The 26637-nt window shown below is 65.4% G+C and carries 22 protein-coding genes; 13 read left to right on the top strand and 9 right to left on the bottom strand.

The window, feature by feature from the left end:
- Positions 1-243 precede the first annotated feature (243 nt).
- Both ACVOKO_RS13600 and ACVOKO_RS13595 read left to right on the top strand, forming a co-directional pair.
- A complete protein-coding gene (locus tag ACVOKO_RS13600; RefSeq protein ID WP_346499442.1) occupies positions 244-1071 on the top strand; it encodes a DUF72 domain-containing protein in 828 nt (275 codons plus the stop codon).
- A gap of 46 nt (positions 1072-1117) precedes the next feature.
- Positions 1118-2038 (top strand): DMT family transporter, encoded by a 921-nt coding sequence (locus ACVOKO_RS13595; protein WP_346499441.1) that lies wholly within the window; start codon positions 1118-1120, stop codon positions 2036-2038.
- A 177-nt stretch (positions 2039-2215) separates the two neighbouring features.
- Here ACVOKO_RS13595 and ACVOKO_RS13590 read toward each other — a convergent pair whose 3' ends face one another.
- The 4 genes from ACVOKO_RS13590 to ACVOKO_RS13575 all read right to left on the bottom strand — a co-directional run bounded on the left by ACVOKO_RS13590 (position 2216) and on the right by ACVOKO_RS13575 (position 7997).
- Complete coding sequence (locus tag ACVOKO_RS13590) at positions 2216-3280, bottom strand: GGDEF domain-containing protein (protein WP_346499440.1); 1065 nt, start codon at positions 3278-3280, stop codon at positions 2216-2218.
- Positions 3281-3361: 81 nt separating this feature from the next.
- Entirely contained in the window at positions 3362-4084 is a 723-nt protein-coding gene (locus ACVOKO_RS13585; RefSeq protein WP_346499439.1) for a pseudouridine synthase, read from the bottom strand.
- A 54-nt stretch (positions 4085-4138) separates the two neighbouring features.
- Positions 4139-5764: a GGDEF domain-containing protein gene (locus tag ACVOKO_RS13580; RefSeq protein WP_346499438.1), complete on the bottom strand. Its 1626-nt coding sequence runs from the start codon at positions 5762-5764 to the stop codon at positions 4139-4141.
- Between the two features lie 238 nt (positions 5765-6002).
- Entirely contained in the window at positions 6003-7997 is a 1995-nt protein-coding gene (locus ACVOKO_RS13575) for a DEAD/DEAH box helicase (protein ID WP_346499437.1), read from the bottom strand.
- A 195-nt stretch (positions 7998-8192) separates the two neighbouring features.
- Between ACVOKO_RS13575 and ACVOKO_RS13570 the strand changes: the two genes are divergently transcribed.
- Positions 8193-8456: an RNA-binding S4 domain-containing protein gene (locus tag ACVOKO_RS13570; RefSeq protein WP_346499436.1), complete on the top strand. Its 264-nt coding sequence runs from the start codon at positions 8193-8195 to the stop codon at positions 8454-8456.
- 315 nt (positions 8457-8771) lie between these two features.
- Here ACVOKO_RS13570 and ubiM read toward each other — a convergent pair whose 3' ends face one another.
- From ubiM to ACVOKO_RS13555, 3 genes are all read right to left on the bottom strand, one after another.
- Positions 8772-9950: a 5-demethoxyubiquinol-8 5-hydroxylase UbiM gene (gene ubiM / locus ACVOKO_RS13565; protein ID WP_346499435.1), complete on the bottom strand. Its 1179-nt coding sequence runs from the start codon at positions 9948-9950 to the stop codon at positions 8772-8774.
- 210 nt (positions 9951-10160) lie between these two features.
- The gene (locus tag ACVOKO_RS13560) at positions 10161-10718 is read right to left on the bottom strand and encodes a DUF4019 domain-containing protein (RefSeq protein ID WP_346499434.1); all 558 of its coding nucleotides are present in this window, start codon (positions 10716-10718) and stop codon (positions 10161-10163) included.
- A 79-nt stretch (positions 10719-10797) separates the two neighbouring features.
- Positions 10798-11952 (bottom strand): COG3904 family protein, encoded by a 1155-nt coding sequence (locus tag ACVOKO_RS13555; RefSeq protein ID WP_346499433.1) that lies wholly within the window; start codon positions 11950-11952, stop codon positions 10798-10800.
- Positions 11953-12117: 165 nt separating this feature from the next.
- Between ACVOKO_RS13555 and ACVOKO_RS13550 the strand changes: the two genes are divergently transcribed.
- The 3 genes from ACVOKO_RS13550 (at position 12118) to ACVOKO_RS13540 (ending at position 15479) form a co-directional block, all read left to right on the top strand.
- Entirely contained in the window at positions 12118-13608 is a 1491-nt protein-coding gene (locus ACVOKO_RS13550) for a DNA-3-methyladenine glycosylase 2 family protein (RefSeq protein WP_430980782.1), read from the top strand.
- A complete protein-coding gene (locus ACVOKO_RS13545) occupies positions 13605-14117 on the top strand; it encodes a methylated-DNA--[protein]-cysteine S-methyltransferase (protein WP_346499431.1) in 513 nt (170 codons plus the stop codon). The genes ACVOKO_RS13550 and ACVOKO_RS13545 overlap by 4 nt, the downstream gene beginning before the upstream one ends.
- Positions 14118-14231: 114 nt before the next feature.
- Positions 14232-15479: an alkaline phosphatase family protein gene (locus ACVOKO_RS13540; RefSeq protein WP_346499430.1), complete on the top strand. Its 1248-nt coding sequence runs from the start codon at positions 14232-14234 to the stop codon at positions 15477-15479.
- A 118-nt stretch (positions 15480-15597) separates the two neighbouring features.
- Here ACVOKO_RS13540 and ACVOKO_RS13535 read toward each other — a convergent pair whose 3' ends face one another.
- Complete coding sequence (locus ACVOKO_RS13535; RefSeq protein WP_057630568.1) at positions 15598-15777, bottom strand: 30S ribosomal protein THX; 180 nt, start codon at positions 15775-15777, stop codon at positions 15598-15600.
- 105 nt (positions 15778-15882) lie between these two features.
- The gene (locus tag ACVOKO_RS13530; protein ID WP_346499429.1) at positions 15883-16299 is read right to left on the bottom strand and encodes a MerC domain-containing protein; all 417 of its coding nucleotides are present in this window, start codon (positions 16297-16299) and stop codon (positions 15883-15885) included.
- 138 nt (positions 16300-16437) lie between these two features.
- Between ACVOKO_RS13530 and ACVOKO_RS13525 the strand changes: the two genes are divergently transcribed.
- The 7 genes from ACVOKO_RS13525 (at position 16438) to ACVOKO_RS13495 (ending at position 26528) form a co-directional block, all read left to right on the top strand.
- A complete protein-coding gene (locus ACVOKO_RS13525) occupies positions 16438-18642 on the top strand; it encodes a TonB-dependent receptor (protein WP_346499428.1) in 2205 nt (734 codons plus the stop codon).
- Between the two features lie 716 nt (positions 18643-19358).
- On the top strand, positions 19359-19787 hold the full coding sequence (locus ACVOKO_RS13520) for a MarR family winged helix-turn-helix transcriptional regulator (protein WP_346499427.1): 429 nt from the start codon (positions 19359-19361) through the stop codon (positions 19785-19787).
- Positions 19784-20995: an MFS transporter gene (locus ACVOKO_RS13515; protein ID WP_346499426.1), complete on the top strand. Its 1212-nt coding sequence runs from the start codon at positions 19784-19786 to the stop codon at positions 20993-20995. Before ACVOKO_RS13520 ends, ACVOKO_RS13515 begins: the two co-directional genes overlap by 4 nt.
- Positions 20996-21071: 76 nt before the next feature.
- Positions 21072-21641, top strand: a complete 570-nt coding sequence (locus ACVOKO_RS13510) for a TetR/AcrR family transcriptional regulator (protein ID WP_346499425.1) — start codon at positions 21072-21074, stop codon at positions 21639-21641.
- Positions 21638-23302, top strand: a complete 1665-nt coding sequence (locus ACVOKO_RS13505; RefSeq protein ID WP_346499424.1) for an MFS transporter — start codon at positions 21638-21640, stop codon at positions 23300-23302. Before ACVOKO_RS13510 ends, ACVOKO_RS13505 begins: the two co-directional genes overlap by 4 nt.
- The gene (locus ACVOKO_RS13500) at positions 23299-24408 is read left to right on the top strand and encodes an HlyD family secretion protein (protein ID WP_346499423.1); all 1110 of its coding nucleotides are present in this window, start codon (positions 23299-23301) and stop codon (positions 24406-24408) included. The genes ACVOKO_RS13505 and ACVOKO_RS13500 overlap by 4 nt, the downstream gene beginning before the upstream one ends.
- Positions 24409-24827: 419 nt before the next feature.
- Positions 24828-26528, top strand: a complete 1701-nt coding sequence (locus ACVOKO_RS13495; protein WP_346499422.1) for an amidohydrolase — start codon at positions 24828-24830, stop codon at positions 26526-26528.
- Positions 26529-26637: the final 109 nt, after the last annotated feature.

Below are 26637 nucleotides of genomic sequence, written 5' to 3'. Positions count from 1 at the left end.
ACGTAGCGTTTGGATCGCTGGTAAAGCTCCTGCCGAGCATGGCTCGGCACTACAGATGCTTTGCACGTAGCGTTTGGAACGCCGGTAAAGCTTTTGCCGAGCATGGCTCGGCACTACAGAGGCGTTCCACATAGCGTTTGGAACGCTGGTAAAGCTTCTGCCGAGCATGGCTCGGCACTACCTTGTGCAGTTACATTGTCTACTACGCGGCGCAGGCCGCCCCCACAACAACAGGGCCTTGCCTTGAACGATCTGTTTGCCAGCACCGCGCATGCACCCGGCGTCCACATCGGCATCGGCGGCTGGACCTATGTGCCCTGGCGCGGCGGCACCTTCTACCCGGTCGGGCTGGTGCAGCGCCGTGAGCTGGAGTTCGCCAGCCAGCAGCTGACCAGCATCGAGATCAACGGCACCTATTACGGTGCGCAGAAACCGCATATCTACACCGCTTGGCGCGATGCCACGCCCGAAGGCTTCGTGTTTTCGGCCAAGGCGCCCAAGCGCATTGTCACTGCGCGCAAGCTGGCTGGTACCGGCGGGCAGATCGACGACTTCATCGATGGCATCGGCCATCTCGGCGACCGGCTGGGGCCGCTGGTCTGGCAGTTCGAAACCGGGCGCACGCTGGACCGCGACGATCTCGCCGAGTTCCTGCAGTTGCTGCCGCAGCAGGTCAACGGCCGCCGCCAACGGCATGCGCTGGAAGTCCGCGACCCCAACTGCTTTGATGCCGAACTGATTGCGCTGATCCGCCAGCATGGCATCGCGCTGGTCTATACGGATTCCACCGACCATCCCAATGCCGCCGACCTGTCCGCTGACTTCGTCTATGCGCGGCTGATGGGCAGCCGCGATGAACATGCCAGCGGCTACCCGGCCACTGAACTGCGGCAGTGGGCCAAGCATGTGCACAGCTGGCGGGCGGGCAAGGACGTGGCCGAGCTACCGCACCTGACCGCACCGCTGGCGCCGGCCAAGCCGCGCGAGGTCTTCCTCTACTTCATCAGCGCCGCCAAGCACCGCAACCCGGCGGCGGCACGCGCACTGCAGGCCTTGGTCGACAAAAACTGAAGCCCGCGCTGCAGCGATTGCCCCCGGCATCAGCGACAATAGCGCGATGCCGACCAACGACAACCGCAAAGCCTTGTTGCAGATCCATTTCTGCGTCCTGTTATGGGGTGTCACTGCCATCCTCGGCAAGCTGATCACCCTGCCGGCACTGCCGCTGGTGTGGTGGCGCATGCTGCTGGTGGTGGCGATGCTGGCGCTGCTGCCGCGCGTGTGGCGCGGCCTGTCCAGCCTCAACCTGCGGCTGGCGCTGGGCTACGCCGGCATCGGTGCGCTGGTCGCGCTGCACTGGCTGACCTTCTATGGCGCGGTGAAGCTGGCCAACGCCTCGGTGGCGGCAACCTGCATCGCGCTGGCACCGGTATTCACCGCCATCATCGAACCATGGATCGCGCGACGCCCGTTCCAGATGCGTGAGTTGGCGCTGGGCGTGGTGGTCTTGCCCGGCGTGGCCCTGGTGGTGGGTGGTGTACCCGATGGCATGCGTCTGGGCGTGGCGGTAGGTGCCGCATCTGCATTGCTGGTTGCCCTCTTCGGTTCGCTCAACAAGCGCATGGTCGGGCATGCCGATCCGCTGACCGTCACTGCCGTGGAATTGGGCGCAGGCACCTTGACGCTGACCCTGTTGGCTCCGGTACTGCCGTTCCTGCTGCCAGCCTTGGCCAGCGACCTGTGGGTGCTGCCCAACCTGCACGACGGCCTGCTACTGCTGGCCCTGTCCGGGTTGTGCACGCTGCTGCCGTTTGCGTTGGCGCTGGTGGCGCTCAAGCACCTGAGTGCTTACACGGTGCAGTTGGTCACCAACCTGGAACCGGTCTACGCGATCCTGCTGGCGATGCTGTTCCTCAGCGAGCAGCACGAGCTGACGCCGCAGTTCTATCTGGGCGTGGCGATCATCCTTGGCGGCGTGTTCCTGCACCCCCTGCTCAATCGCCTGCGCCCGGCAGCGGCAAGTACCGGCTCGATCTGATCGGTTGGTCGGCCGTGGTAGCCCGGGTAAGCGCAGCGCACCCGGCGGTTGCTTCAGGCATGAGCCAAGGTGATTCGGCCAGGTAGTCTCACGCGCACAACGTGATGTCTGCGCCACCGTGTGTTCCCGGGTGCGCTGCGCCTACCCGGGCTACGAAGACCGGTTACGCAATGCTACTCAGCTCGCCACGACCACCCGGTCGCGGCCTTGGGCCTTGGCCTGATACAGCGCGGCATCGGCACGGCGCAGGGTTTCACCCGGGGCTTCGCCAGCGCGGTGCACGGCCAGGCCGATGCTGACCGTGATCGGCAGGCCAATCGGCAGCAGGCTGACTGATTCGCGCAGGTATTCGCATTGCAGCTCGGCCTGTTGCAGCGGCGTATCCGGCATCAGGATCACGAACTCCTCGCCGCCATAGCGGGCAGCCATGCCGCGCGCGGAGAATTGCGACTTGAGCACGGCGGCCAGTTCGGTCAGTACCTGGTCGCCTTCGCCGTGCCCGTGAATATCGTTGACCATCTTGAAGTGATCGATATCGACGATTGCCACCGCCGGTGCAGCCTCGCCGGTACGCCCGATGGCTTCAGTGAGCGCGGCGGCCAAGGCTCGCCGGTTGGGCAAGCCGGTCAGCGGGTCGGTCCGGGTCTGCTCGGACAGCTCCATGTTGGCCTGTTCAAGCTGCTGGTAGTACTCGATCAAGCGTGCCTCGTACCAGTCGTGCTCGTCCTGGTGATGGTCGATTTCCAGCCGTAAAAGGCGCATTTCCATCATCCGGCTGACCTGCCGCGACAGCGCGCGCAGGGCATCGGCCTGCGGGGCGCCGAGATCGGACGGCACCGAGTCGAACACGCACAGCGAACCCAGCGCATAGCCATCACTGCTCAGCAGCGGCGCGCCGGCGTAGAAACGGATATGCGGGTCACCCAGGACCGACGGATTGCCGCTGAAACGATGGTCCTGGCGGGCGTCGGCCACCACCATCAGCTCTTCCGGCTTGAGAATGGTGTGGGCGCAGAACGCATCTTCGCGCGGGGTCTGTTCCGCATCCAGGCCCTGCAGTGCCTTGAACCATTGGCGGTCACGGTCGATCAAGGTCACCGCGCCCATCGGCGTGCCGCAGATGGTGCGGGCGATGGTCACCAGATCATCGAATTCCTGTTCGCGTGCGGTGTCCAGCACGCGATAGCGTTGCAGCGCGGCAAGACGTTCAGCTTCATTGGCAGGCAATGCGGGCTTGATCATGCACGAGTCCAAAGCGGCAGGATGGTGAGCGCTGCAGAGTCTAGCGGCTCACCACGCAAGGCGCGGTGAGCGCGTCACACTTCACCACTGCTGCTGTTGCGGCAGCAGGCCGTGCAGTTCCTGTTCGCTCAGGTTGCGCCACTGGCCCGGCTTCAAGGCACCGATCTTCACGTTGTCGATGCGCACGCGGCGCAGCTGATTGACGCGGTAGCCGAACTCGGACGCCATCAAGCGGATCTGCCGGTTCAAGCCCTGCTCCAGGATGATGCGGAAGCCGTACTTGCCGATGCGGCTGGTACGGCAAGGCAGCGTGGTCTCGTTGCGGATGCGTACGCCACGGGCCATGCCACGCAGGAACTCATCGGTGACCGGCTTGTTGACCGCGACCAGGTATTCCTTCTGGTGGCCGTTCTCGGCGCGCAGGATCTGGTTGACGATATCGCCATTGCTGGTCAACAGGATCAGCCCTTCGGAATCCTTGTCCAGGCGGCCGATCGGGAAGATGCGCTGCTCATGGCCGACGAACTCGACGATGTTGTCCTTGACCGCGCTCTCGGTGGTGCAGGTGATGCCCACCGGCTTGTTCAGCACGATATAGACGTGGCGGCGGCCGGTGCTCTTCTGCACCGCACGGGCGCGCAACGGCTGGCCGTCAACCTTGACCTCGTCGCCCTCGCCCACCACGGCGCCAGTGCCGGCGACGATGCCGTTGACGGTGACGCGACGGGCGGCGAGCAGGCGGTCGGCCTCGCGGCGCGAACAGAAGCCGGTTTCGGCAATGTGCTTGTTGATTCGGATTGTCATCGGCGAATTATCCGCCATCGCCCGCAGCGGGAACAGCGGGCACAGACGCTGCGTTCAGGCCACTTCCTGGATATCGCGTGCGTCCACCACCTGGTCACGGCCGCTGCGCTTGGCCCGGTACATGGCGTTGTCGGCACGCCGCAGCAGCCCGGCCACGTCGCTGTCGCGGTATTGCAGCTCGGCCAGGCCGATGCTGGCCGTGACTACCAGGCCTTCGTGCTTGAGCCCACGCGCCTGGGCGGTCACTTTTTCGCGCAACTGCTCCAGCCGCGGCCGCGCAGCATCAGCGCCAATGCCCGGCAACAGAATCAGGAACTCCTCGCCGCCCATGCGGATCACGTCGCTGCGGCTGCGCACGCCGGTCAACAAGGTTCCCGCCACCGACACCAGCACCTCGTCGCCGCCATCGTGGCCGTAGTGGTCATTGATCTGCTTGAACAGATCGATATCCAGGAAGCCGATCGACAGCGGCTGCCCGGCGGCCTTGGCCTGGGCCATATAGTGTTCCAGTTGGCGCAGGCCGGCGCGGCGGTTGGGCAGGCCGGTCAGGGTGTCGGTATCGGCCAGCTCACGCATTTCATCGCGCTGCCGGCGCAACTGGCTGAGGCTGCGGTTGAGCGAGTACGCCGACATCATCAGGAACCAGGTGACCGAGACCTGGATGGCCTCCACCCTGAACTCCACCAGCAGGCGGCTGTCCATCAGGTCGGCCAGCGCCATCACCAGCAGCGGAATCACCGCCACCAGGCCATCCAGCGCCTGGAAGTAGCCTCGCCGCAACGCGACGATGGCGATACCCACGGACACCATGCAGATCAGCGTGAACAGGTCGTCCAGCGCCACCCCCATCCACGCCAGCACCGGCCATGTCATCAGCGGTGCCGCCAACGCCACCAGCCCCAACACGATCATCAGCCCCTGCATCCAGCGACGCGAACCGCGCAGCACCCAGCGCCCGCCACACATGCGCCACAGCACCCAGCCCATCACCGCATAGCTGAGCGCGGACACCGCGACCATCCATACCGGCGCATGCCGGCCCACCGGCAGCCATGGCTCGGGATAGCCGCTGAGCCCGCTCAACACGGCCTGCCAGACCACCAGCAGCGCACAAACCAGGGTGTAGGTCAGAAAATCGCGCCCGCGCGTGGTGGCAAACCCCATCAACGCCGACAACGCCAATGCCAATGCGATGGCCACGCAGGCGGTGCGGACCACCAGCCGCAAGGTGTCCTGCTGTTGCAGCGGACTGGGCGCACCCAGATGCACGGTAGGGATCCAGCGCGGCTTCAGCGGTGACTCCCAGGCCACCCGGATAGGTTCCACCGTGCCGCGCTTGGGCACCACCACCAGGCCGACGCCGGCGCGGAAACGGGAGTCGCGGGTACGCGCATCCTGCATGTCGCCGCAGACCTGGCGGTCACCATGGAAAATCATCACCTCGCCGGCAAAGACGTTGAAAACGCCCACGCCCTGTGGCGCACCCGACCAGCCCCCAGGGGGCGCGGCGATTTCAATCGCCGGCCGCATCCGCGCCAAGGCTTCGGCACTGCAGGCACGCAGCGGCGCCTGTTCGGAGGTTGCGGCACCGGCTATCAGGTAATCACGGTCAACCTGCAGCGGTTGCGCTGCGCCCAGCACTGGCCAGACCGTGAGGCACAGCGCCAGCAGAACGAGCACGGTCCATCCACGCCTGAGCCTGCCAGCAACCGCCCCTCCCGCTTCTTCCATGACCTTCCCTTTCGCGTTCCCCGACGCGGATACGCCGCATTATCGCAATAACCCGGCGCAAGCAGTACGTGAAGGCGGTCGCGGCTTGAACTTGTTGCCCCGGCCTGTCCTGGCAGCCCGGCAAACGGCCAAAACAGACAACCCCGGCAGCGCCGGGGTTGTCTGTTGATGCATTGGACTGACTGGATCAGTAGTTGCGCGGGCCACGCGGCTTGAAGCCACCCGGACGCGAACCACCCGGGCCACCTGGGCCGCCCGGACGCGGGCCGCGCGGGCCACCCGGACGCGGGCCACCCGGCTTGCCGTCACCCTTGTCGAAGCGCGGCTTGAACGGCGTCGCGGCGCCGCCCTGGTCTTCGCCCGCCTCAAGCTTGCGCATCTGCAGCTGCTGGCCGGAGACCCACACCTTCTTCAGGTGCTGCAGGACGTCGGTCGGCATGTCTGCCGGCAGATCCAGCACCGAGTGACCGTCATGGATGTCGATGCGGCCGATGAAACGGCTTTCCAGGCCGGCTTCGTTGGCAATCGCGCCAACGATGTTGGCCGGCTTCACGCCATGGGTGTGACCCACTTCAATGCGGTAGCTCTCCATGCCGAACTCCGGCGCGCTGCGCGGCGGCATTTCGCGGCGCGGACGCGACTCGAAGTCACCTTCGCCACGCGGCGGACGCGGTGCGCGCTCGCCGTCATCCTGGCGCGGGGCACGTTCGAAACGCGGCTCGAAACGGGCCGGGCGCTCGCCACGGTCAGCGTTGCGGTCATCACGGCGGTGGAAGCCACCGTCACGCGACGGACGCTCATTGCGCTCGTTGCGCTCATTACGCTCGAACGACGGTGCGCTGCGCTCACGCGACGGCGGGGTCAGCAGGAACGGCGAATCACCCTGCAGCAGCTTGGCCAGTGCAGCGGCGATATCGATGGCCGGCACGTTCTGCTCGGCCTCGAAGCGCTGCAGCAGGTCACGGTAGAACTCAATGCCACCGGCAGCCACGGTCTGGCTGATGCGGTCCATGAACTTGGTCACACGGTGGTCGTTGACCGCATCCACGCTCGGCAGCTGCATTTCTTCGATCGGCTGACGGGTAGCGCGCTCGATCTGGCGCAGCATGCCCTTCTCGCGCGGGGTCACGAACAGGATCGCGTCGCCGCTGCGGCCGGCACGGCCGGTACGGCCAATACGGTGCACGTAGCTTTCGGTGTCGTACGGGATGTCGTAGTTCAACACGTGGCTGATGCGCTCCACGTCCAGACCACGGGCAGCCACGTCGGTGGCAACCAAGATGTCGAGCTTGCCTTCCTTCAGCATGGCGATGGTGCGCTCACGCTGCGCCTGCTGCATGTCGCCATTGATGGCGGCTGCCGCCAGGCCACGCGCCTGCAGCTTGCTGGCAAGCTCCTCGGTACCGGCCTTGGTGCGCGCGAAGATGATCATCGCGTCGAAGGTTTCCACTTCCAGGATGCGGGTCAGCGCGTCGAGCTTGTGCATGCCGGCAACCCACCAGTAACGCTGGCGGATATTGGCCGACGTGGTGGTCTTGGACTGGATGGTCACTTCCACCGGATCACGCAGGTAGGTCTGCGCGATGCGACGGATCTGCTGCGGCATGGTGGCCGAGAACAGCGCGACCTGACGGGTTTCCGGCAGCTTCTTCAGCACGGCTTCGACGTCGTCGATGAAGCCCATGCGCAGCATTTCGTCGGCTTCGTCCAGCACCAGCGTCTTCAGCTCGGACAGGTCCAGGGTGCCGCGATCGAGGTGATCGATCACGCGGCCCGGGGTACCGACCACGACGTGCACGCCGCGGCGCAGGGCCGACAGCTGCTGGCCGTAAGGCTGGCCGCCGTACACCGGCAGCACGCGGAAGCCCGGCATCGATGCCGAATAGGTCTGGAACGCCTCGGCGACCTGAATGGCCAGCTCGCGGGTCGGCGCCAGCACCAGCACCTGCGGCTTGGTGGCGGAAAGATTGATGTTGGACAGCACTGGCAGCGCGAAGGCGCCGGTCTTGCCGGTGCCGGTCTGCGCCTGGCCGAGCACGTCACGGCCTTCCAGCATGGCTGGAATGGTGGCAGCCTGGATCGGTGACGGGGTCTCGTAACCGACTTCGGCCACTGCCTTCATCACAGGCTCGGACAGGCCGAGATCTGCAAACAGCAGCGGCGCGGGGGTATCTTGGGACATGGGTAACTCCGGGGGCACCGCCGCGAACGGGCGGGCGAAAAGACGTGTATTGTGCGCTCTAAAGCGCCCTGCTGTCGCGGGGGGCGTGATTTCCGTTCAGCTGGCGAACACAGCAACGGCTGCGCCCAGCGGCCATACGCCCCCGGGCGGCCACTGTTTAGCGCACAATAGTGCCCGTTTTTACCGGCAATCACCATGCAAACCATCGATTTCGAACTTGACCGCGACTATGTGGAACTGAAGCAGTTGCTGAAGCTGACCGATCTGGTCACCAGCGGCGGCGAGGCCAAAATGATCATCAGCGAGGGCCAGGTCACGGTCGATGGCGTGGTCGAACTGCGCAAGGCCTGCAAAGTCCGTGGCGGCCAGCAGGTCGTACTGGGCGATATCCGCATCAACGTGCTTGCCGACCCGGACCCGGATGGCCACCACGATGATGAGGAAGACGAAGACGAGTAATGCCGGCGCGGCGCGGAGTGGCCCCAGGCCATGAATCGCGAAGCTGGTTTTACTTCAAAAGCCTCAAAAGCTACCCCTCCCCAACCCTCCCCTTCGCTGCGCGAAAGGGAGGGAGCGTAGTGCCCAGCCATGCGGAGCGTAGTGCCGAGCCATGCTCGGCAGGGGACCTCCCTCGCCCCATCAGCAGGCAGGACCGGCAGGAATAGGGATTGTGGGAGCGGCGTCAGCCGCGAAGCCGACATCTCCCAAAGCCTCAGAAGCTACCCCTCCCCAACCCTCCCCTTCGCTGCGCGAAAGGGAGGGAGCTTAGATTCGCTACGCCCGGGCCTGGGTCAGGTGCCCGGCAATCAACTTTCTGAACGGGACCACGCCATGCGCGGCCCGCAGCGCCGCCCCGCGCAGCAGTCGCGCCGGCAGACGGCTGTCGTTGTAGAGGCCGGCAATGGCGTTGGTCGCCTCATACAGGGGCCGCGTCGCCAAGCGGTGACCGCGCTGGTAACTGGCCAGCAGGCTGTCCGCGCCGATATCGCCACCGCCGCGGGCCGCGTCCAGCAGCAGCCGCGCCAACCGTTGCTGGCTTTGCAGGCCGAAATTGAAACCGTGCGCGGTGACCGGATGCATGCCCACCGCCGCATCGCCGATCAGCGCATAGCGCTTGCCGACAAAGCGGTGCGCATACACCCCCACCAGCGGATAGGCATGGCGCGTACCGACCGGCGTCATCGCTCCCAGCCTCCGTTCGAAATAGCCACTGACGGTGCGGCCGAAGTCAGCATCATCCAGTGCCAGCAGATGCTGCAGCTGCTGCTGCGGCATGGTGATCACCGCCGAGGCCTGGTTATCCGGCAGCGGCAACATCGCCAGCGTGCGCTCGTAACCGAACCATTCCCAGGCGGCGTGTTCATGCGGCCGCTCGCATTGCATCCGGCAGACCAGCATCGATTTGCCGAAGTCGCGCATCTGCGCCCCGATCCCCATCATCCGCCGGGTCGCCGAGAAGCGGCTGTCGGCCGCCACCACCAACCGCGCCCCCAACGAACTGCCGTCGCTCAGGGTCACCGTGCTGTACGCATCCCCGGCGTCGATCGCAGTTACCGAACGGCCGTCGATCAGTTCCAGCCCGGCCTGCTCCTGCACCGCCTCCCAGGCCGCGCGCCGGATCAGGTGATTGGGAATCAACCAGCCCAGCTCATCGACGCCCTCGCCCTGCGCGGCAAACCCCAGCGCAAACGGCGAACTGCCGTTCATGACCTTGGCGCTGCGCAATGGCGATATCTGCGCCGGATCAATGCGCTGCCACAGGCCCATGCTGCGCATGATCTGCCGCGAGGCATGGGTCAAGGCGATCTCACGGCCGTCGAAGGCCGGCTCGGCCAACGCCGCCAGCGGCTGCGGCTCGACCAGGGCCAGCGACAGACCGCTGCCGGCCAGACTGCGGGCCAGACTCAAACCCGCCGGGCCAGCCCCCACCACCACTACATCCAGCTTGCGCATGTCCTGCTCCGTTATGCCTACCACCGGCAGCGTAAGCAGACTGAAGTAAGGATTCATTGATCCAGATCAGGTACACGGCAACAACCCATCACTACGGCCACAACACGACGGGCGCCTCGCGGCGCCCGTGTGCACTACCTCTACATGTATTCAGTTGGCCAAGACCGCCCGCAATTACGCTCGGTTGACCGAAGTCGCCCGCAGTCGCGCTCAGTTGGCCGAGGCCGCGCGCACGCTATAGCCCGACGCCCGCCACACCTTGTCCTCATCCAGACGGAACGACACCAGCTCGCGAACCGGCTGCGCGTTGTTGGCGAAACGGGTGGGGAAACTGACATTCAAATAGATGCCTTCCGGCACCGAGGCACCGGCCGGATACTGCACGCGGGTGATCGAGGGCTTGCCGCGCGATACCAGCGCGCCAAGCTTGCCGCGGTCGGCATTGACGTTGTTGGCGAACACATCGCGGGTCACCGCCTTGCGCGCGACAGCAGACGCCCCGTCCCACACCGAAGCGGCCTGCTGGTTGTCCACCAGCTGCGCCACGCGCTGTGCGGCAGCGGTCATCTCCGCGTCCTGCTTGGCCACCTGCGCCTGCTGCGCCGCGTTCAGCGCCGGTGCCGGCCGTGCTGCAGCCGAGACCGCCGCCGGTGCTGCTGGCCGCGTCGGTGCGGCGGCGGGGGCAGGCGCCGCTGCCGGGGCCTGCGCGAAAGCGCCTGCTGCAGGCAGGGCCAAGGACAACGCCATCAACAAACAACTGGATCGCATAGCTCTCTCCATGACGCTTTCAGTTGAACGGAATGCCAATCCAATCACGGTTTACTGCCGCCCGCATCAACCCATTCATTCATTTTCGTGCGCCGGGGCCGCCCAAAGGCGCGGCCGTTGCCGTCGGGACTGCGGCAGCCGGCACCGATACCGCCGCAGCGCCGGTCGGGATGGTGGTCGGCATCGGCTCCAGCATCGCCGTATCGATTTCCGACAACGGGCTCTCCTCCGGGCAGATCTCATCAGGGAAGCCGAACTGCTCCTTCAAGGCCTGGCCACAGCGGTTGACGGTTTCCAGGTCCGCGCCTTCCGCCTTGCATTCACGGTCGAAGGCAATCAGGAAGGAGTCCTTGCGGCGGACGAAATCATCGCCGCACTTGCGCATCTGCTTGATCCGCTCCAGGTCGTCCTGCACCGCATTGGTGCCGTCCAGCCCGTACTGCTTGAGCTCGTCGCTGGTCAGCACGCGCAGGCTGCGGTTGGGCACGGTCATCATCAGATCGGCCACGCCCACCGCCACGCCGTTGCGCTGCAGGTAATCCTTCACGTTGTCGTAGACCTCGTGCAGCTCCTTGTTCAACTCCGCGCGCGAGGTTGCGGTGGAGCTGATCCGCATCATGCGGTGGATGCCGACCTTGCCGGAGATCAGCCGGTTGTCGCCAGCGGCCAGCACGAACACGCAGGCACTGTGGCAGACCGAGCCTTCGCGCACCCAGATGGTCCAACCCGACTCGCCGATGCTGTCACCGGCGACGATGGCCGCTTCCACCTGGCCGCCGCTGGAATCCAGGTCAAGGATCCGCTTGCTGATCTCCATCGCGTCGGCCACCACCGCCAGGCGGGTCACCAGCGCGGCAAAGGAAGGATTGATCTTCCCCGCGTAGCGCACCCGCAGCAGGCCGCGCTCCTTGCAGGGCGCCAGCGCCGCATCCAGGCCGGCACGGTCCAGACCGGTCAGCTCGGTGCCATCACCGTTCTCGCCGGCGTAATCGGTGCCGCAACTGACCCAGGCCTTGCCGTTCTCCAGCACCAGCTCCGGCCACGGCCTGTCCTTGGCCGGCAACACCGGCGCCGGCGGATTGGGTGCATCGGCCGCGTTGATCGACACCATGTGGTCGCCATCGGCAGCCAACGCGGCGACTTGATCGGCAACGGGCTTCTTATCGCCGGCCTGCGGATTGCAGGCCAACAGCCCGATGCACAACAACGGCGACCACCAGAACTTGGGCAACATGGAGAGCAATCAGGTCCGTACTGCGGCGCTGCGGCGCCAGGAAGGTGAACAGTCTAGTGCGCAACGCCCACCCTGCTGCAACGCCCGGTGAATCAACACAGTGTCGCGCGCATTGATGTCCGAAAATGGCCAGTCCCGGTCCGCGTCCGGGCCTAGACTGGGTCCATGCAAACTTTCCTGATGCCCGCACACGTTCAATGCGAACAGGCCCGCCTGGCCCGCGATGCGCGCTTTGACGGCCTGTTCTATACCGCCGTGCGCAGTACCGGCATCTATTGCCGCCCGGTGTGCCCGGCACCACCACCGAAGCCCGAGAACGTCAGCTATTACCCGACCGCCGCTGCAGCCAGTGCCGCCGGTTACCGCCCCTGCCTGCGCTGCCGCCCCGAGCTGTCCCCGGACGACGCCAATCTGCTGCAGGACCAGACCCTGCATCAGGCATTGGTCCTGCTCAACGAAGGCATTCTGCAGGAACAGCCGGCCGCCGCCCTGGCCCAGGCCATGGGTGTCAGCGCGCGTCAGTTGCAGCGTCTGTTCGTCGCCAAGCTGGGCGCCACACCGGCCCAGCTGCACACCACCCGGCGCCTGTTGCTGGCCAAGCAGTTGCTGACCGAAACCGCCCTGCCGGTGACCCAGATCGCCTTGGCGGCCGGCTTCAACAGCCTGCGCCGCTTCAACAGCGCCTTCCTGGACGGCTGCGGCATGCCGCCAAGCGCGCTGCGCAAGCAGCACGGCGCGGTCGCCGGCGGCGAACCGGTGCTGCGCCTGGCTTACCGCCCGCCACTGGATTTCAGCGCGATGCTGGGCTTCCTGCGGCGGCGCTCGTTGCCCGGCATCGAATGCATCGATGACAGCAGCTACCAGCGCGTGGTGGTCGCCAATGGCGTTGCCAGCCTGATCCGGGTCACCGCCGATCCCAAACGCCCGGAACTGCGCCTGCAGCTGGGCACCACCGATCCGCGCGCCATTCCGGCCATCGTCGCCAAAGTGCGGCGGGTATTCGACCTGGATGCCGACCTGCATACGGTGCATGCCTGCCTGCAACAGGAGCCGCTGCTGGCACGCGGCATCGCCGAACGGCCTGGGCTGCGCATCCCCGGCGGCTGGGATGGATTCGAAGTTGCCGCGCGCGCCGTGCTCGGCCAACAGGTCAGCGTTGCTGCCGCCACCACGCTGGCGCGGCGCCTGGTCGACCGTTTCGGCGAGCACCTGCCCGGCATGCCGGAAGGCCTGGACCGGCAGTTCCCTGCCCCCGCCGCACTGGTCGAGGCCCCGCTGGAAAGCATCGGCCTGCCACGCACCCGTGCCGCCACCCTGCGCGCCATCGCCCGCGCCTGCGCCGACCAGCGGTTGGATTTCAGCCGCGCGCAGACCCTGGAAAGTTTCGTGCACAAGGCCACCGCCCTGCCCGGCATCGGCCCATGGACCGCGCACTACATGGCGCTGCGCGCTATGGGCATGCCCGACGCATTTCCCGCTGGCGATCTTGTCCTGCAGCAGGTACTGGGCGAAGGCCAGCGCCTGAGCGAGCGCGAGACCGAGCGCCGCTCACAACTCTGGCGGCCATGGCGTGCCTACGCCGTGCTGCACCTCTGGCACCTGGCAGTGCCGGCGCAAAAGAAGAATCCCAAGACCGCAACGGAGGCCAGCGCATGAACACTCTGTACTACGACCGCTTTGACAGCCCCATCGGCGCGCTGACCGTCGCCGTCGACGATGTCGGTGTGCGCCATATTCTTTTTGCCGAAAACCGCCACGACGCCAAGGGCCGCGAGCACTGGCAGCGTGACCCCGATGCGGTGGCCGAGCCACGCCGGCAGCTGCTGGAATACCTGCGCGGCGAACGCCAGGATTTCCAGCTGGAGCTGGCACCCGTCGGCACCGAATTCCAGCTGCAGGTCTGGCACATGCTGGCGAAGATTCCGTTTGGCGCCACCTGGAGCTACCGGCAGCTTGCCGAACACATCGGCCGCCCTACCGCGACGCGTGCCGTAGGTGCCGCCAATGGCCGCAATCCGCTGCCCATCGTGCTGCCTTGCCATCGCGTGATCGGCAACAACGGCACGCTCACCGGCTTCGGCGGCGGGCTGCCGACCAAGGCGGCGCTGTTGAAACTGGAAGGCGTGCCCTGCGAGCACGAGCGGCTGGCGGATCTGTTTGGCTGAGCGTGCGGGCTCCCCGGTTGCGCTTTGCTTGCGCGGGCTACAGGGTCGATCAGCCGGAGACAACATGCCGAAGGTTGTATTTGTACGGTCACCGGTGCGGCCTATCATGGCGGCATGACTTTTCTACGTATTTCGACCAGCGTGCTGGCCTGCGCGTTGCTTGCCGCCTGCGCCAGCACGCCTTCCCCGGTCGCCGCACCGGCGGTTCCGCCCACTGTATTGATGATCTCCATCGACGGCCTGCGCGCGGACAAACTCAGCGAAGCGGACAGCCCCAACCTGATGCGTTTGGCGCGCGAAGGCGTGCGCAGCGTCGGCATGCGTCCTTCCTACCCCTCGCTCACCTTCCCCAATCACTACACCCTGGTCACCGGCCTGCGTCCGGACCACCACGGCCTGGTACACAACGCGATGAGCGCCGATGCACTTGGCGAGTTCAAGGTCAGCGACCGCGCCGCCGTGCAGAATGCCGCCTGGTGGGATGGCGGCGAGCCTATCTGGGTCAGCGTGCGCAAGGCCGGCCTGAAGAGCGCCACCTGGTCGTGGCCGGGCAGCGAAGCACCGGTGCGCGGCCTGCACGCCAACCAGTGGCGCATGTATGACGAAAGCGTGCCGCTGCCCGAGCGCATGAACCAGGTACTGGCGTGGCTGCACGGCGAACCGGATGCGATCAAGCCGCGCTTTGTCGCCACCTACATGGAACAGGTGGACAAGGCCGGGCACGCGCACGGCCCGGATTCAATCGAGTACAAGACCGCATTGCAGCAGGTCGATGCCGCCATCGGTCAACTGATGGATGGCATGCGCCGCGATGGGCTGCTCGATGCCACCAATGTGATCGTGGTTTCCGATCACGGCATGGCAACAGTCAAGTTCGGCAATGCTGTTGCAATCGAAGACATGGTGTCGCCGGCTGTCGCCAAGGTGGTATCGGTGGGGCAATCGGTGGGTTTCGCGCCGCTACCAGGCAAGCAGGCTGATGCGAAAAAAGCATTGCTCGGCGAACACCCGCACTACCAATGCTGGAACAAAGCGCAGTTGCCGGCGCGCTGGCATTACGGCAGCAACCCGCGCATCCCGGCCATCGTCTGCCAGATGCAGGAAGGCTGGGACGCCATCACCCGCGACAGCATTGCCAAGCGCCAGCCGGGGGATCGCGGGTCGCACGGCTATGACCCGGCGCTGCCGTCGATGCAGGCGGTATTCGTCGCGCGCGGCCCGGCATTTGCACAAGGCAAGCAGCTCAGCGCCTTCGACAACGTCGACGTCTATCCGCTGCTGACCCAGCTGATCGGTATCCCGGCCCAGCCCAACGATGGCGACCCGCAGGCCCTGCAGCAGGCATTACGCCAATCGAAGTGAGCTAGCCCGGGTAAGCGAAGCCCACCCGGGGAAACCCACCAAGGCGATCCGCGATCCGGATCAGGCACAAAAAAAGCGGCGCAATGCGCCGCTTTTCTGTAACCACTGCCTGGCTGGATCAGCCGGCCTTGGCGACGGTCTTCTTGGCAACAGCCTTCTTGGCAGCAGCCTTGGCGACAGTCTTCTTGGCAACCGGCGCAGCTGCGCCCACGGCCACCTTGCTCACGTGCGAACGCGAAATGCCATAGCTGGCGTTGAAGCGCTTGCCCTTGGCGGTCTTACGGTCACCCTTACCCATGTCGTCAACTCCTTAGTGTGTAATCAGTTACCCCGTGCGTGCACGGGTTTGGCGAGGCCACAACAAGCGCCCTCGCGCATGGACGAGAAGCCTACCATGCGCCCCTCAATGTGCGCAGCTGGCGTCATGTATATGAACGTGATTCAAGCGCAGGTTGACCACATGCGCCAAGCCCACCAGCACCCCGCCCAGCGTCATCACCACGGCGTGCGGAACCTGCGAATGATGTAGCTCCGGGTGCAGCAGGCCAGCCCACAGCAATAGCAATCCCGGCACCAGCAACAGCAGCGCCATCAGCGCGCGATGCCGCAGATAGCCCCAGATCAGGCTGAACAGACCCAGCACGGTCACGAAGATGACGATGCTGGCTTCGACGCCATCGCTGAGCCAGAACGACAAGCCCAGTGCCGGCGCCGCCGCCAGCAAGGCCGGCAACAGCGCGCAATGCACCGCACAGATCAAGGATCCGGTCGCACCAAAGCGATCGAGGAATTTGCGTAATCCGGTAGGTGCAGTCGGCATGACTTCCAGCAGGGGCGACGGAACGTTATGGAATAATATAACATAATCGTCCTCCCCGCCCTAACCGCCTGCGCCAAGCCCTTGCCGCTCGCGGTTCAGCCTGCAACCCAAGTGATACAAAGTAACAGAGAGATCATCATGCCCTTCCCACGCCGCACCCAGCACCACCTGCTGTTCCTCGCCCTGGCCGCCGCCCTTCCCGCCGTTGCCAGTGCCGCCGATGACGATGCCGGGCAGAGCCATCATCTGACCGAGCTGAGCGCAGTGAAGGTCACCGCGTCGCCGTTGCAGGGCTCGGCCGAGTCTTTGGCGCGGCCCGTTGATGTTCTGGCCGGTGCCGACCTGGATGAGCACAAGTCCGGCACCTTGGGCGATACCGTGTCCAAACTGCCCGGCGTGCAGAGCACCTTCTTCGGCCCCGGCGTCGGTCGCCCGATCATCCGTGGTCAGGAAGGCCCGCGCGTAGCGGTCGTGTCCAATGGCGTCGGCAACATGGACGCCTCCACCGTCAGCGCCGACCACGCGTCCAGCATCGAGCCGTTCCTGGCCGACCAGATCGAAGTGCTGAAAGGCCCGGCCACCTTGCTGTTTGGCAGCGGCGCGATCGGCGGCGCGGTCAACGTTGTCGATGGCCGCATCGCCAGCGAAGTACCGGACCGCCCGCTCAGCGGCCGTGCCGAACTGCGCGGCAACTCGGTCAATGAGGAACGCAGCGGCATGTTCCGATTGGACGGGGTCAGCGGCGACAACCTGGTCCTGCATGTCGATGGCCTGATCCGCAACGGCGATGACTACCGCATCCCGGGTTATGCGATCGACCCGCATGCACTGGACGCCGATGGCCATGGCGACCATGCCGCCGACAGCGACGAGCTCGGCCCCCGTGGCCGCCTGGAGAACAGTTCGGTGCGTACCCGCGCCGGTGGCGTCGGTGCGACCTGGTTCGGTGAAAACGGCTACCTTGGCGCCTCGCTGGGAACCTACCGCAGCAACTACGGCATCCCCAATGGCGCGCATGTGCATGCCGACGATGATCACGGCCATGACCACGATGACCACGACCATGACCACGGCGATGCCGAGGAAGGCGACGAGCACGATGTACGTATCGACATGGTGCAGAACCGCTTCGACCTGAAGGGCGGCCTGTACAACCCGACCTCGTTCCTGAAGAGCGTGACCCTGCGCGGCGGCTACACCGACTACGAGCACACCGAGCTGGAAGCCGGCACGCCTTCCACCCGCTTCACCAACAAGGGTTTTGAAGGCCGCCTGGAAGCCGTGCAGCAGCCGCTGGCCGGCTGGGATGGTGCTTTCGGCCTGCAGTTCGGCAGCAGCGACTTTGGCGCCATCGGCGAAGAAGCCTTCGTGCCGGGCACCACCACCGACACGCTGGGCGCATTCGTGCTGCAGGAAAAACAGTTCGGCCCGTTCAAGCTGGAACTGGGCGCCCGCCACGACCGGGTCAAGCTGGAGACCGACGACGCCCAGCGCAACCGCAGCTTCGGCGCGACCAACCTGTCGGCGTCCGGCATCTGGGCCTTGAACGACACCTTCGACCTGCGCTTCGGCGTGGATGCCTCCGAGCGTGCACCGACCAATGAAGAGCTGTACGCGGCCGGCGCGCATATCGCCACGCGCTCGCTGGAAATCGGCAACGCCAACATGGACACCGAACGCGGCCAGCGCGTCGAACTGGGCCTGCATGCGCACAGCGAGCGCATCGACGTGCAGGCGGCGATCTACCAGACCAAGTTCAAGGACTTCATCTACCTGGCCGATACCGGCGTGGCGGAAGGCGGCCTGCCGGTACGCGCCTGGACGCAGAACGACGCCACCTTCAAGGGCGCCGAAGCCGAGGCAACCTGGCACATGATCGAAGGCCTGTCCGGTGACTGGGACCTGCGCGTATTTGGCGACTACGTGAAGGCCGAACTGGATGGCAGCGGCACCCGCAACGCCGATATCGCCGTACCGCACGGTGATCACGCACATCATTACAACGTCGAGCTGGCCAATGGCGGCTACCTGCCGCGCATCGCCCCCGCCCGCGTGGGTGCCGACCTGCATTGGTCATTGGGCGGCTGGCGCGCCTCGCTGGGTGCAGTGCGTTATGGCAGCCAGAAGGATGTGGCCGTGAACGAAGAAGCCAGTACCGGTTACACGCTGGTGGATGCCCACGTGGCCTATCGCTGGGACCGCAATGGCAGCAACAGCTACGAAGTATTCCTTGATGGCAGCAACCTGACTGATCGTGAGGCACGCCCGCACACCTCGTTGCTGCGGGATTACTCGCCGCTGCCGGGACGTGGTGTGGCATTTGGTATCCGCGCCTGGTTCTAAACGTTTGGCGCGCATTGGATTGAGCTGTTGCTTTGAGCTGTTGCTTTGAGCTGTTGCTTTGAGCTTCAGCTCTAGCTTTGGCCCCTGCTTTCCCCTCTCCCGCCTGCGGGAGAGGGGTAGGGGTGAGGGCAAGCTTCTGCTCTTGCTTCTGCTCTTGCTTCTGCTCTTGCTTCTGCTCTTGCTTCTGCTCTTGCTTCTGCTCTTGCTTCTGCTCTTGCTTCTGCTCTTGCTCGTGATTCTGCTCTTGCCCTCTGCTTTTGCTTCGGCCGCCCTCTCACAGCTCAAGCTCACTTGAAACCACCGCAAGGTGGTTTCTTTCTTCGCGCTGACCAATTTGTGTAGAACCATTTTCAAGAACCGCCAAAGCCAGATCAAAAGCCCCCCCATCTGCCCTCCGGGCACCTTCCCCCGCAGGCGGGAGAAGGGAAAGCAGCGGCCCTTGCTCCTGCGGCCTGCCCAAGCCTCAAGCGCAGAGCCAGAACCACAGCCACAGCCACAGCCACAGCCACAGCCAGAGCCAGAGCCAGAGCCAGAGCCAGAGCCACAGCCACAGCCACAGCCAGAGCCAGAGCCAGAGCCAGAGCAATAGCCAAAGCCCGAGCCAGAACCAGAACCAGGGCCCAAGCCAAAACCCAAACCCAAACCCAAATACCCAACTCTCGCAATTACGTGCATATGCACCTAAACTCCAACCCATCGCCCCGCCGACACTGCCGATGGACGCCCACAGCCCCTGTACCTGCTTCCAACTGCGCCGCGCCGCGCGCCGCGTCTCCCAGGTCTACGACCGCCATCTGGCCGCCGCTGATCTGAGCCTCAACGCCTATTCCATCCTGCGCCGCTCAAGCCAACCTCGCCCCCTCGGCGAGCTTGCCGAGGCGCTTGGCATGGACCGCACCACCCTTACCCGCAACCTCAAGCCTCTGCTTGATGTCGGGCTGCTCAGCGCCGTGCCCGGCGAGGACTCCCGCCAACGCCAGGTGCAGATCAGCGCCGCCGGTAAACGGCGCCTGCAGAAAGCCTTCCCGCTCTGGCAACACGCGCAACAGGAAGTCGAAACGCTGTTCGGCAGCGCGCGCACAACCACGCTCAACCAACAGCTGGAAGCCCTTTCCCAGGCCCTGGACCAAGGACGAGCTGCATGAACACCCAAGCCCCGCCCCGCACGCCCTGGCTCCTGTTGCTGGCCGCCTCCGCCATCCTGATGGTGACCATGGGCGTGCGCCAGACCAGCGGGCTGCTGATCGACCCCATCCATGTTTCCACCGGGCTGGGCGTCGCCCAGATCAGCTTCTCGCTGGCGATCGGCCAGTTTGTCTGGGGTGCGGTGCAACCCTTCTTCGGTGCGATGGCCGACAAGCGCGGCCCCTTGCCGGTGTTGGTCGGCGGCGGCGTGCTGCTGGCCATCGGCCTGGTTGCAGCCCCACTGCTACCTGGCGCTTGGGGCCTCAATCTCAGCTTCGGGCTGTTGCTGGCCGCCGGCGCTGGTGCTGGTAGTTTCTCGGTGCTGATCGGTGCAACCGCCTGGCGCATTCCCGCACAGAAACGCTCTATGGCGGCAGGCATCATCAACGCCGGTGGTTCGCTGGGGCAGTTCCTGTTCGCGCCGCTGGTGCAGTTGCTGCTCAGTGCCTTCGGCTGGATCAAGGCCTTGTATGCGCTGGCCTTCATCGTGCTGCTGTCACTGCCCTTGGCCTGGCCACTGCGCAAGCGCGCACCGCGCGTGCAAGGCGCTGCCGACGGTGAAGAACTGCGACCACAGCTGCAGCGTGCACTGCGCGACCGCAGCTACTGGTGCCTGCATCTGGGCTTCTTCACCTGCGGCGTGCATATCGCTTTTCTGGTCACTCACCTTCCGGGCGAAATCGCGCTGTGCGGGCTCTCGTCCAATGTGGCCTCGGTCTCGATCGCGCTGATCGGCCTGTTCAACGTCGCCGGCAGCTTGATCATCGGCGCGCTCGGTGAGCGCTTCCGCATGAAGTGGCTGCTGTTCTGGATGTACCTCAGCCGCGCGGTGCTGATTGCGGTCTACCTGGCCTCGCCGCCGACGCCGATGACCTTCTACGTATTCGCCGCAGCACTTGGTTTTACCTGGTTGGCGACCGTGCCACCGACCGCTGGCCTGGTCGGCAAGCTGTTCGGCCCGCGGCACATGGGCACCCTGTTCGGGCTGACCCTGTTCTCGCACCAGATCGGCGCGTTCTTCGGCGCTTGGTTGGGCGGCGTGGCACTGGAATACGGCGGCGATTTCAGCTGGATGTGGTACGCCGACATGGCGCTGGCGGTTGCTGCGGCATTGGTGAACCTGCCGATCCGCGAAGCGCGCCTGCGCCCACAGGCCGCCGCGAGCTGAACAAAAGGGAAGCTGCGACGGCGCGTTTACGCGCTGCCCATTGAAACCGGACAATTTTGTCCGGATCATGGACAGCATGACTTCCATACGTTCCGATGCCGCCGCGCGTCGTGCATTGCTATTGGACGCGGCTGACGCCGTGTTCGGCGAGCACGGCATCACCGCCCCGCTTGACCTTGTGGTGGAGCGTGCCGGCGTGGGCCGGGCAACGCTCTACCGCAACTTCCCCGACCGCACCGCGCTGATCCAAGCGCTGCTGCAACGGACCGTGGAAAAGATCGAAGCCCACCTGCAGGAACTGGGCGAGCGTGACGATGCCTTGTTCGAGTTGATCGTCGGCATGGCCAAGCGCATCGTGCACTCGCCGGCACTGGCTGATTACTGGCGCGCGGTGGACCCGGACCACCCCGCCATCAAGGCCGCACGCGAGCACATCCTCAACCTGTCAGCACCGGCTCTGCAGCGCGCGAAGGCCGCGGGCCTGTGCCGGCGGGATCTGGAATTAGCCGATATTTCGCTGATCTCCAGCATGCTGGGCGCGGCCCTGCGCGGGCGCACCGCCGAAGATCGCGCCACCCTCGCACGGCGTGCGCTTGAATTGCTGCGCCCCGGCCTCGCCGCGCCGCTCGCACCGGAAGCCAAATGAAGCCGCTCAAACCCATTCCCGATTGGGAGGAGCACGAAAAGCCCACCCTGCCCGGTTCGGCGTCGATGCCCTGGCACCCGCCGTATCGGCGCGCGGCCTATGCCGCCGTGGCGGTGCTGGTGGCCATCACCGGCGGCCTGGGCAATGCGCTTATCAGCGCCAACCTGCCTTTGATTACCGGCCAGATGGGGCTGCAGGCGAGCGAGGCGAACTGGCTGGTTGCCGCCTATCTGATGGTCAACGTCAGTGCCAACCTGCTGGTGTTCAAGTTCCGCCAGGAATACGGCATCCGCCTGTTCGCCGAGATTGGCCTGGGCACCTATGCCGCACTGGCAGTGCTGCACCTGTTTGTCGGCACCACCACCACCACGGTGCTGGTGCGTGCCGCCAGCGGCTTTGCCGGCGCCGCCTGTACTACCCTCGGCACGCTGTACATGCTGCAGGCGCTGCCGCGCAAATACGTGGGCAACCTGCTGGTGATCGGCATGGGCCTGTCGCAGCTGGCAGTGCCGCTGGCGTGGCTGTTGTCGCCCAGTCTGCTGGACCACGGCGAGTGGCAGAACCTGTATCTGTTCGAGGCCGGGCTGGCGCTCTGTTCGTTCGCCGCCGTGGTGGTGCTGAAGCTGCCGCCCGGCATCCAGATCAAGGTATTCGAACGCAAGGACTTCCTCACCTTCGCCCTGCTCGCCCCCGGCCTGGCGCTGCTGGTGGTGGTGCTGAGCCAAGGCTATCTGCACTGGTGGTTCGATTCACCGTGGCTGGGTTGGGCGCTGGCGGCCGCGGTGGTGTTGATCACCGCTGGCCTGTGCATCGAACACCAGCGCCGCAATCCGCTGCTGCAGGTGCGCTGGCTGATGGGCCCGGTGATGCTGCGCTTCATCGCCGGCGCCTTCCTGATCCGCTTCCTCACCAACGAGCAGTCCTACGGGATGATCACGATGATGCGCACGCTGGGCATGGGGCCGGACCAGATGGCGCCCTTGTTCGGGGTGATCCTGATCGGCGTGCTGCTCGGCATCGCCGCCGGCGCGCTGACCTTCGGGCCGAAGGCGCTGATTCCGCAGTTGCTGGTCTCGATCATCCTGCTTGGCAGCGCCGCCTTCCTCGACCAGCACCGCACCAGCATGGACCGGCCGATGGACTTCGCCCTCAGCCAATTCCTTGCGGCGGTGGGCAGTGGCATGTTCATGGGCCCGCTGATGTTGATGGGCATACGCCAGGCGATGGCGCGCGGACTGGACCACATCGTGTCCTTCATCGTGATTTTGTCGCTGACCCAGAGCTTCGGCAGCCTGGCCGGTTCGGCCTTCCTGAGCAGCTTCCAGTTGCACCGCGAGCACATCTATTCCACCGCACTGGTCAGCCAGCTCAACCCCGCCGACCCGCAGGTGGCGCGGCGACTGCAACTACAGCAGCAAGCCTACGCCCGCATCATCACCGACCCGGTACAACTCAAGGCACAGGCCAGCGCTGCACTGGCGGCCACCGCCAAGCGCGAGGCCAATGTGCGTGCGTTCAACGATGTATTCGCCTTCAGCGGCTGGGTAGCGATCTGTTTCCTGACTTGGCTGCTGCTGGAAGTGACGCTACGCAACCCACGTGTGAAGCAGGTAATCGGCCGTGACCGCGCCGGCACCCAGAACAAACGAGCAGAAACATGAGCAACAAAACCGAAAAGACCGCTTCAACCCCGCCTCCCGCAGCGGTGTCCAAGTACAACCGGCCCAGCCGCACCAGCGTGGTGGTGATGATCGTCGTCGCCATGATCGGGCTGACCCTGATCCTGCGCGCCTGGCAGCTGTGGCCATTCAACAGCCCGCGCATGCACACCGACGATGCCTATGTGCGCGGCCAGGTGACGGTGCTTGCACCACAGGTCAATGGCTATGTCACCGAAGTGCTGGTCAGCGACTTCGATCATGTGAAGCAGGGCCAGCCACTGCTGCGCATCGATCAGCGCATCTACCAGCAGAAGGTGGACCAGGCCCAGGCTTCGCTCGACGATGCACGCGCGCAGCTGGCCAACTCCGACCAGAGCCAGGCGCAGAACCGCGCGCAGATCAGCTCGGCACGGGCAAACCATTCGGCCGAGCAGGCTGAGCAGCAACGCAGCCGCACCGAACTGCAGCGCTACGAGCAGTTGGCGGCACAGCAGCTGGTGTCCAACAGCGACCGCGACAAACTGCGCTCCTCGGCACAGGTGGCAACGGCCGGCGTCGCCCAGTCGCAGGCGGCCATCAATATCGCCGAGCAGACCCTCACCTCCACCCAGGTGGCGCGCAAGGGGCTGGAAGCCAAGGTCGCCATGGCCGAAGCGGCGCTGGAGCTGGCCCGCATCGATCTGGACAACACCGTGATCAAGGCCCCGCGCGACGGTCAGGTATCGGAAGCGACCGTGCGCCTGGGCCAGTACGTCACCGCCGGCAGCCAGTTGCTGTTCCTGGTGCCGGACACGCTGTGGGTGGTGGCCAACTACAAGGAAGGCCAGACCTGGAACATGGCCATCGGCCAGCCGGCGACCTTCAGTGTGGATGCCTTCCAGGGCAAGAAGCTGACCGGCCGCATCGAGCAGATTGCCCCCGCTACCGGTTCGGAGTTCTCGGTGCTCAAGCCCGACAACGCCAGCGGCAATTTCACCAAGGTGGTGCAGCGCCTGCCGATCCGCATCGCCATCGACCCCGACCAGCCGCTGGCCGCCCGCCTGCGCCCCGGCATGTCGGTGGTGGTGGAAGTGGATACGGCCGCAACGCCCACCGCCACCCGGTAGTGCGGAGCCACGCTCGGCAGGGGCATTACCAGCGAAAGCTGCCCTCACCCCAACCCCTCTCCCGCAAGCGGGAGAGGGGCTAGAGCGGTAGTGCCGAGCCATGCTCGGCAGGGGTTTGCCCGGTGAACGCGCACGAGCAGCACAAGCCAAAGCACCCCTCCCCAACCCTCCCCTTTGCTACGCAAAAGGGAGGGAGCGTGTAGTGCCGAGCCATGCTCGGCAGGGGCTTTCCCAATGAACCCTGCAAACCACCCGCGCATCCATCGCCGTAACAACCCGCCACGCGACGCAAGAACGGCCCAGAATCAACCGCATCCAAGCCAACTCCCGCTTCAAAACAGACCGCGCCGCTCCTTCAACACAACGGTAAGGACTAAAGCGCTAGGCTGTACCCCTGTCTCCAGCCGGGCGAACCCTTGATGAAACTGATTCTGGCCGCTTCCATCTTGGCTGCACTCACGGCCCCGGCCGCCAACGCCGCCGACACGCTGTATTCCGGCGGCCCCATCATCACCGTCAATGACAAACAGCCCGATGCCGAAGCCATCGTCGTGCGCGACGGCCGCATCGCCTTTGTCGGCACCCGCAAGGCGGCGCAGCGCTTCAGCCCGCAGGCGCAGCAGGTGGATCTGCAGGGCCACACCCTGACGCCGGGTTTCATCGATGCGCACGGCCATGTTTCCGGCGTCGGCCTGCAGGCGCTGTCGGCGAACCTGCTGCCTGCACCCGATGGCGAAGGCAACTCGATCCCGGCGCTGCAGAAGATCATGCGCGAGTTCCGCGCGCACCCCACCACGCCCGAGGGCTACAAGGTGCTGATCGGCTTCGGCTACGACGATTCGCAGCTGGTCGAACAGCGGCACCCGACCCGCCAGGACCTGGATGCGATCGCCACCGATATCCCGGTCATCCTGATGCATCAATCCGGCCACCTCGGTGCCTACAACAGCAAGGCGCTGGAGTTGGCCGGCATCACTGCCGACACGCCCAACCCGCCGGGCGGCGTGATCCGCCGCGAACCCGGCAGCAACGTACCCGACGGCGTGCTTGAGGAAAGCGCGCACAACATCGCCCTGGCCAAGCTGATGCCGGCGATGACCGCCGAGCAGTCACTGGCCATGCTCGAAGCCGGCCAGGCGCTGTATATGAAATACGGCTACACCACCGCGCAGGACGGCAAAACCGACGCTGGCACCCTGCAGCTGCTGCCGATGGCCGCCAAGGCCGGCAAGCTCAAGATCGACGTGGTGTCCTATCCCGATATTGAAGTGGCCTTGCAGAACCCGGCCATGCAGGGCCCGTTCTATGGCCTGAACTACACCGACCACTTCCGCATCGGCGGGGTGAAGATCAGCCTGGATGGCTCGCCGCAAGGCAAGACAGCATGGCTGACCAAGCCTTACTACAAGGTTCCCGAAGGCGAGAAGCCCGACTATGCCGGTTACCCCGCGTTTCCAACCGCCAAGGTCGATGACCTGATCACCCAGGCCTGGGGCCATGGCTGGCAGGTACTGGCGCATGCCAATGGCGACGCCGCCATCGACCAGCTGATCCACGCCGTTGCCACCGCCGAGGCGAAGTACCCGGACAAGCATCTGGTCCCGGTGCTGATCCACGGCCAGACCCTGCGCAAGGACCAGGTTGGCGAACTGCGCCGTCTGGGCATCTTCCCCTCGCTGTTCCCGATGCACACCTATTACTGGGGTGATTGGCACCGCGACTCGGTACTGGGGCCGGAACGCGCCGAGAACATTTCGCCCACGCAGTGGGTACTGGATGCCGGCATGGTGTTCACTTCGCACCATGATGCGCCGGTGGTGTTCCCGGATTCGATGCGGGTGCTGGATGCGACGGTCAACCGCGTAACCCGCAGTGGCCGTGTGCTGGGACCTGACCAGCGTGTCTCACCGGCGATCGCGCTGAAGGCGATCACGTTGTGGGCAGCGCGGCAGTATGGCGAGGAGAGCAGCAAGGGCTCGATCGAAGTCGGCAAGCGCGCGGATCTGGCCCTGCTGTCGGACAACCCGCTGAGCATCGAACGCAGCCAGCTGCACACCATCAAGGTGTTGCAGACCATCAAGGATGGCAACGTGGTCTACGAAGCAACACCGAAGCCGTAAGCACGGCCGGCTGTTGTAGGAGCGGCATTAGCCGCGAAGCCACTACGACATCCGAAGCCGATAGCGCATTGACCGCACCAACGTGATGGGGCGGTCGGAGCCTATTGGC

The sequence above is a fragment of the Stenotrophomonas sp. STEN240 genome, assembly GCF_056756175.1.
The sequence above is the reverse complement of the archived record's forward strand: the minus strand, read 5'-3'. Positions and strand labels throughout refer to the sequence as shown.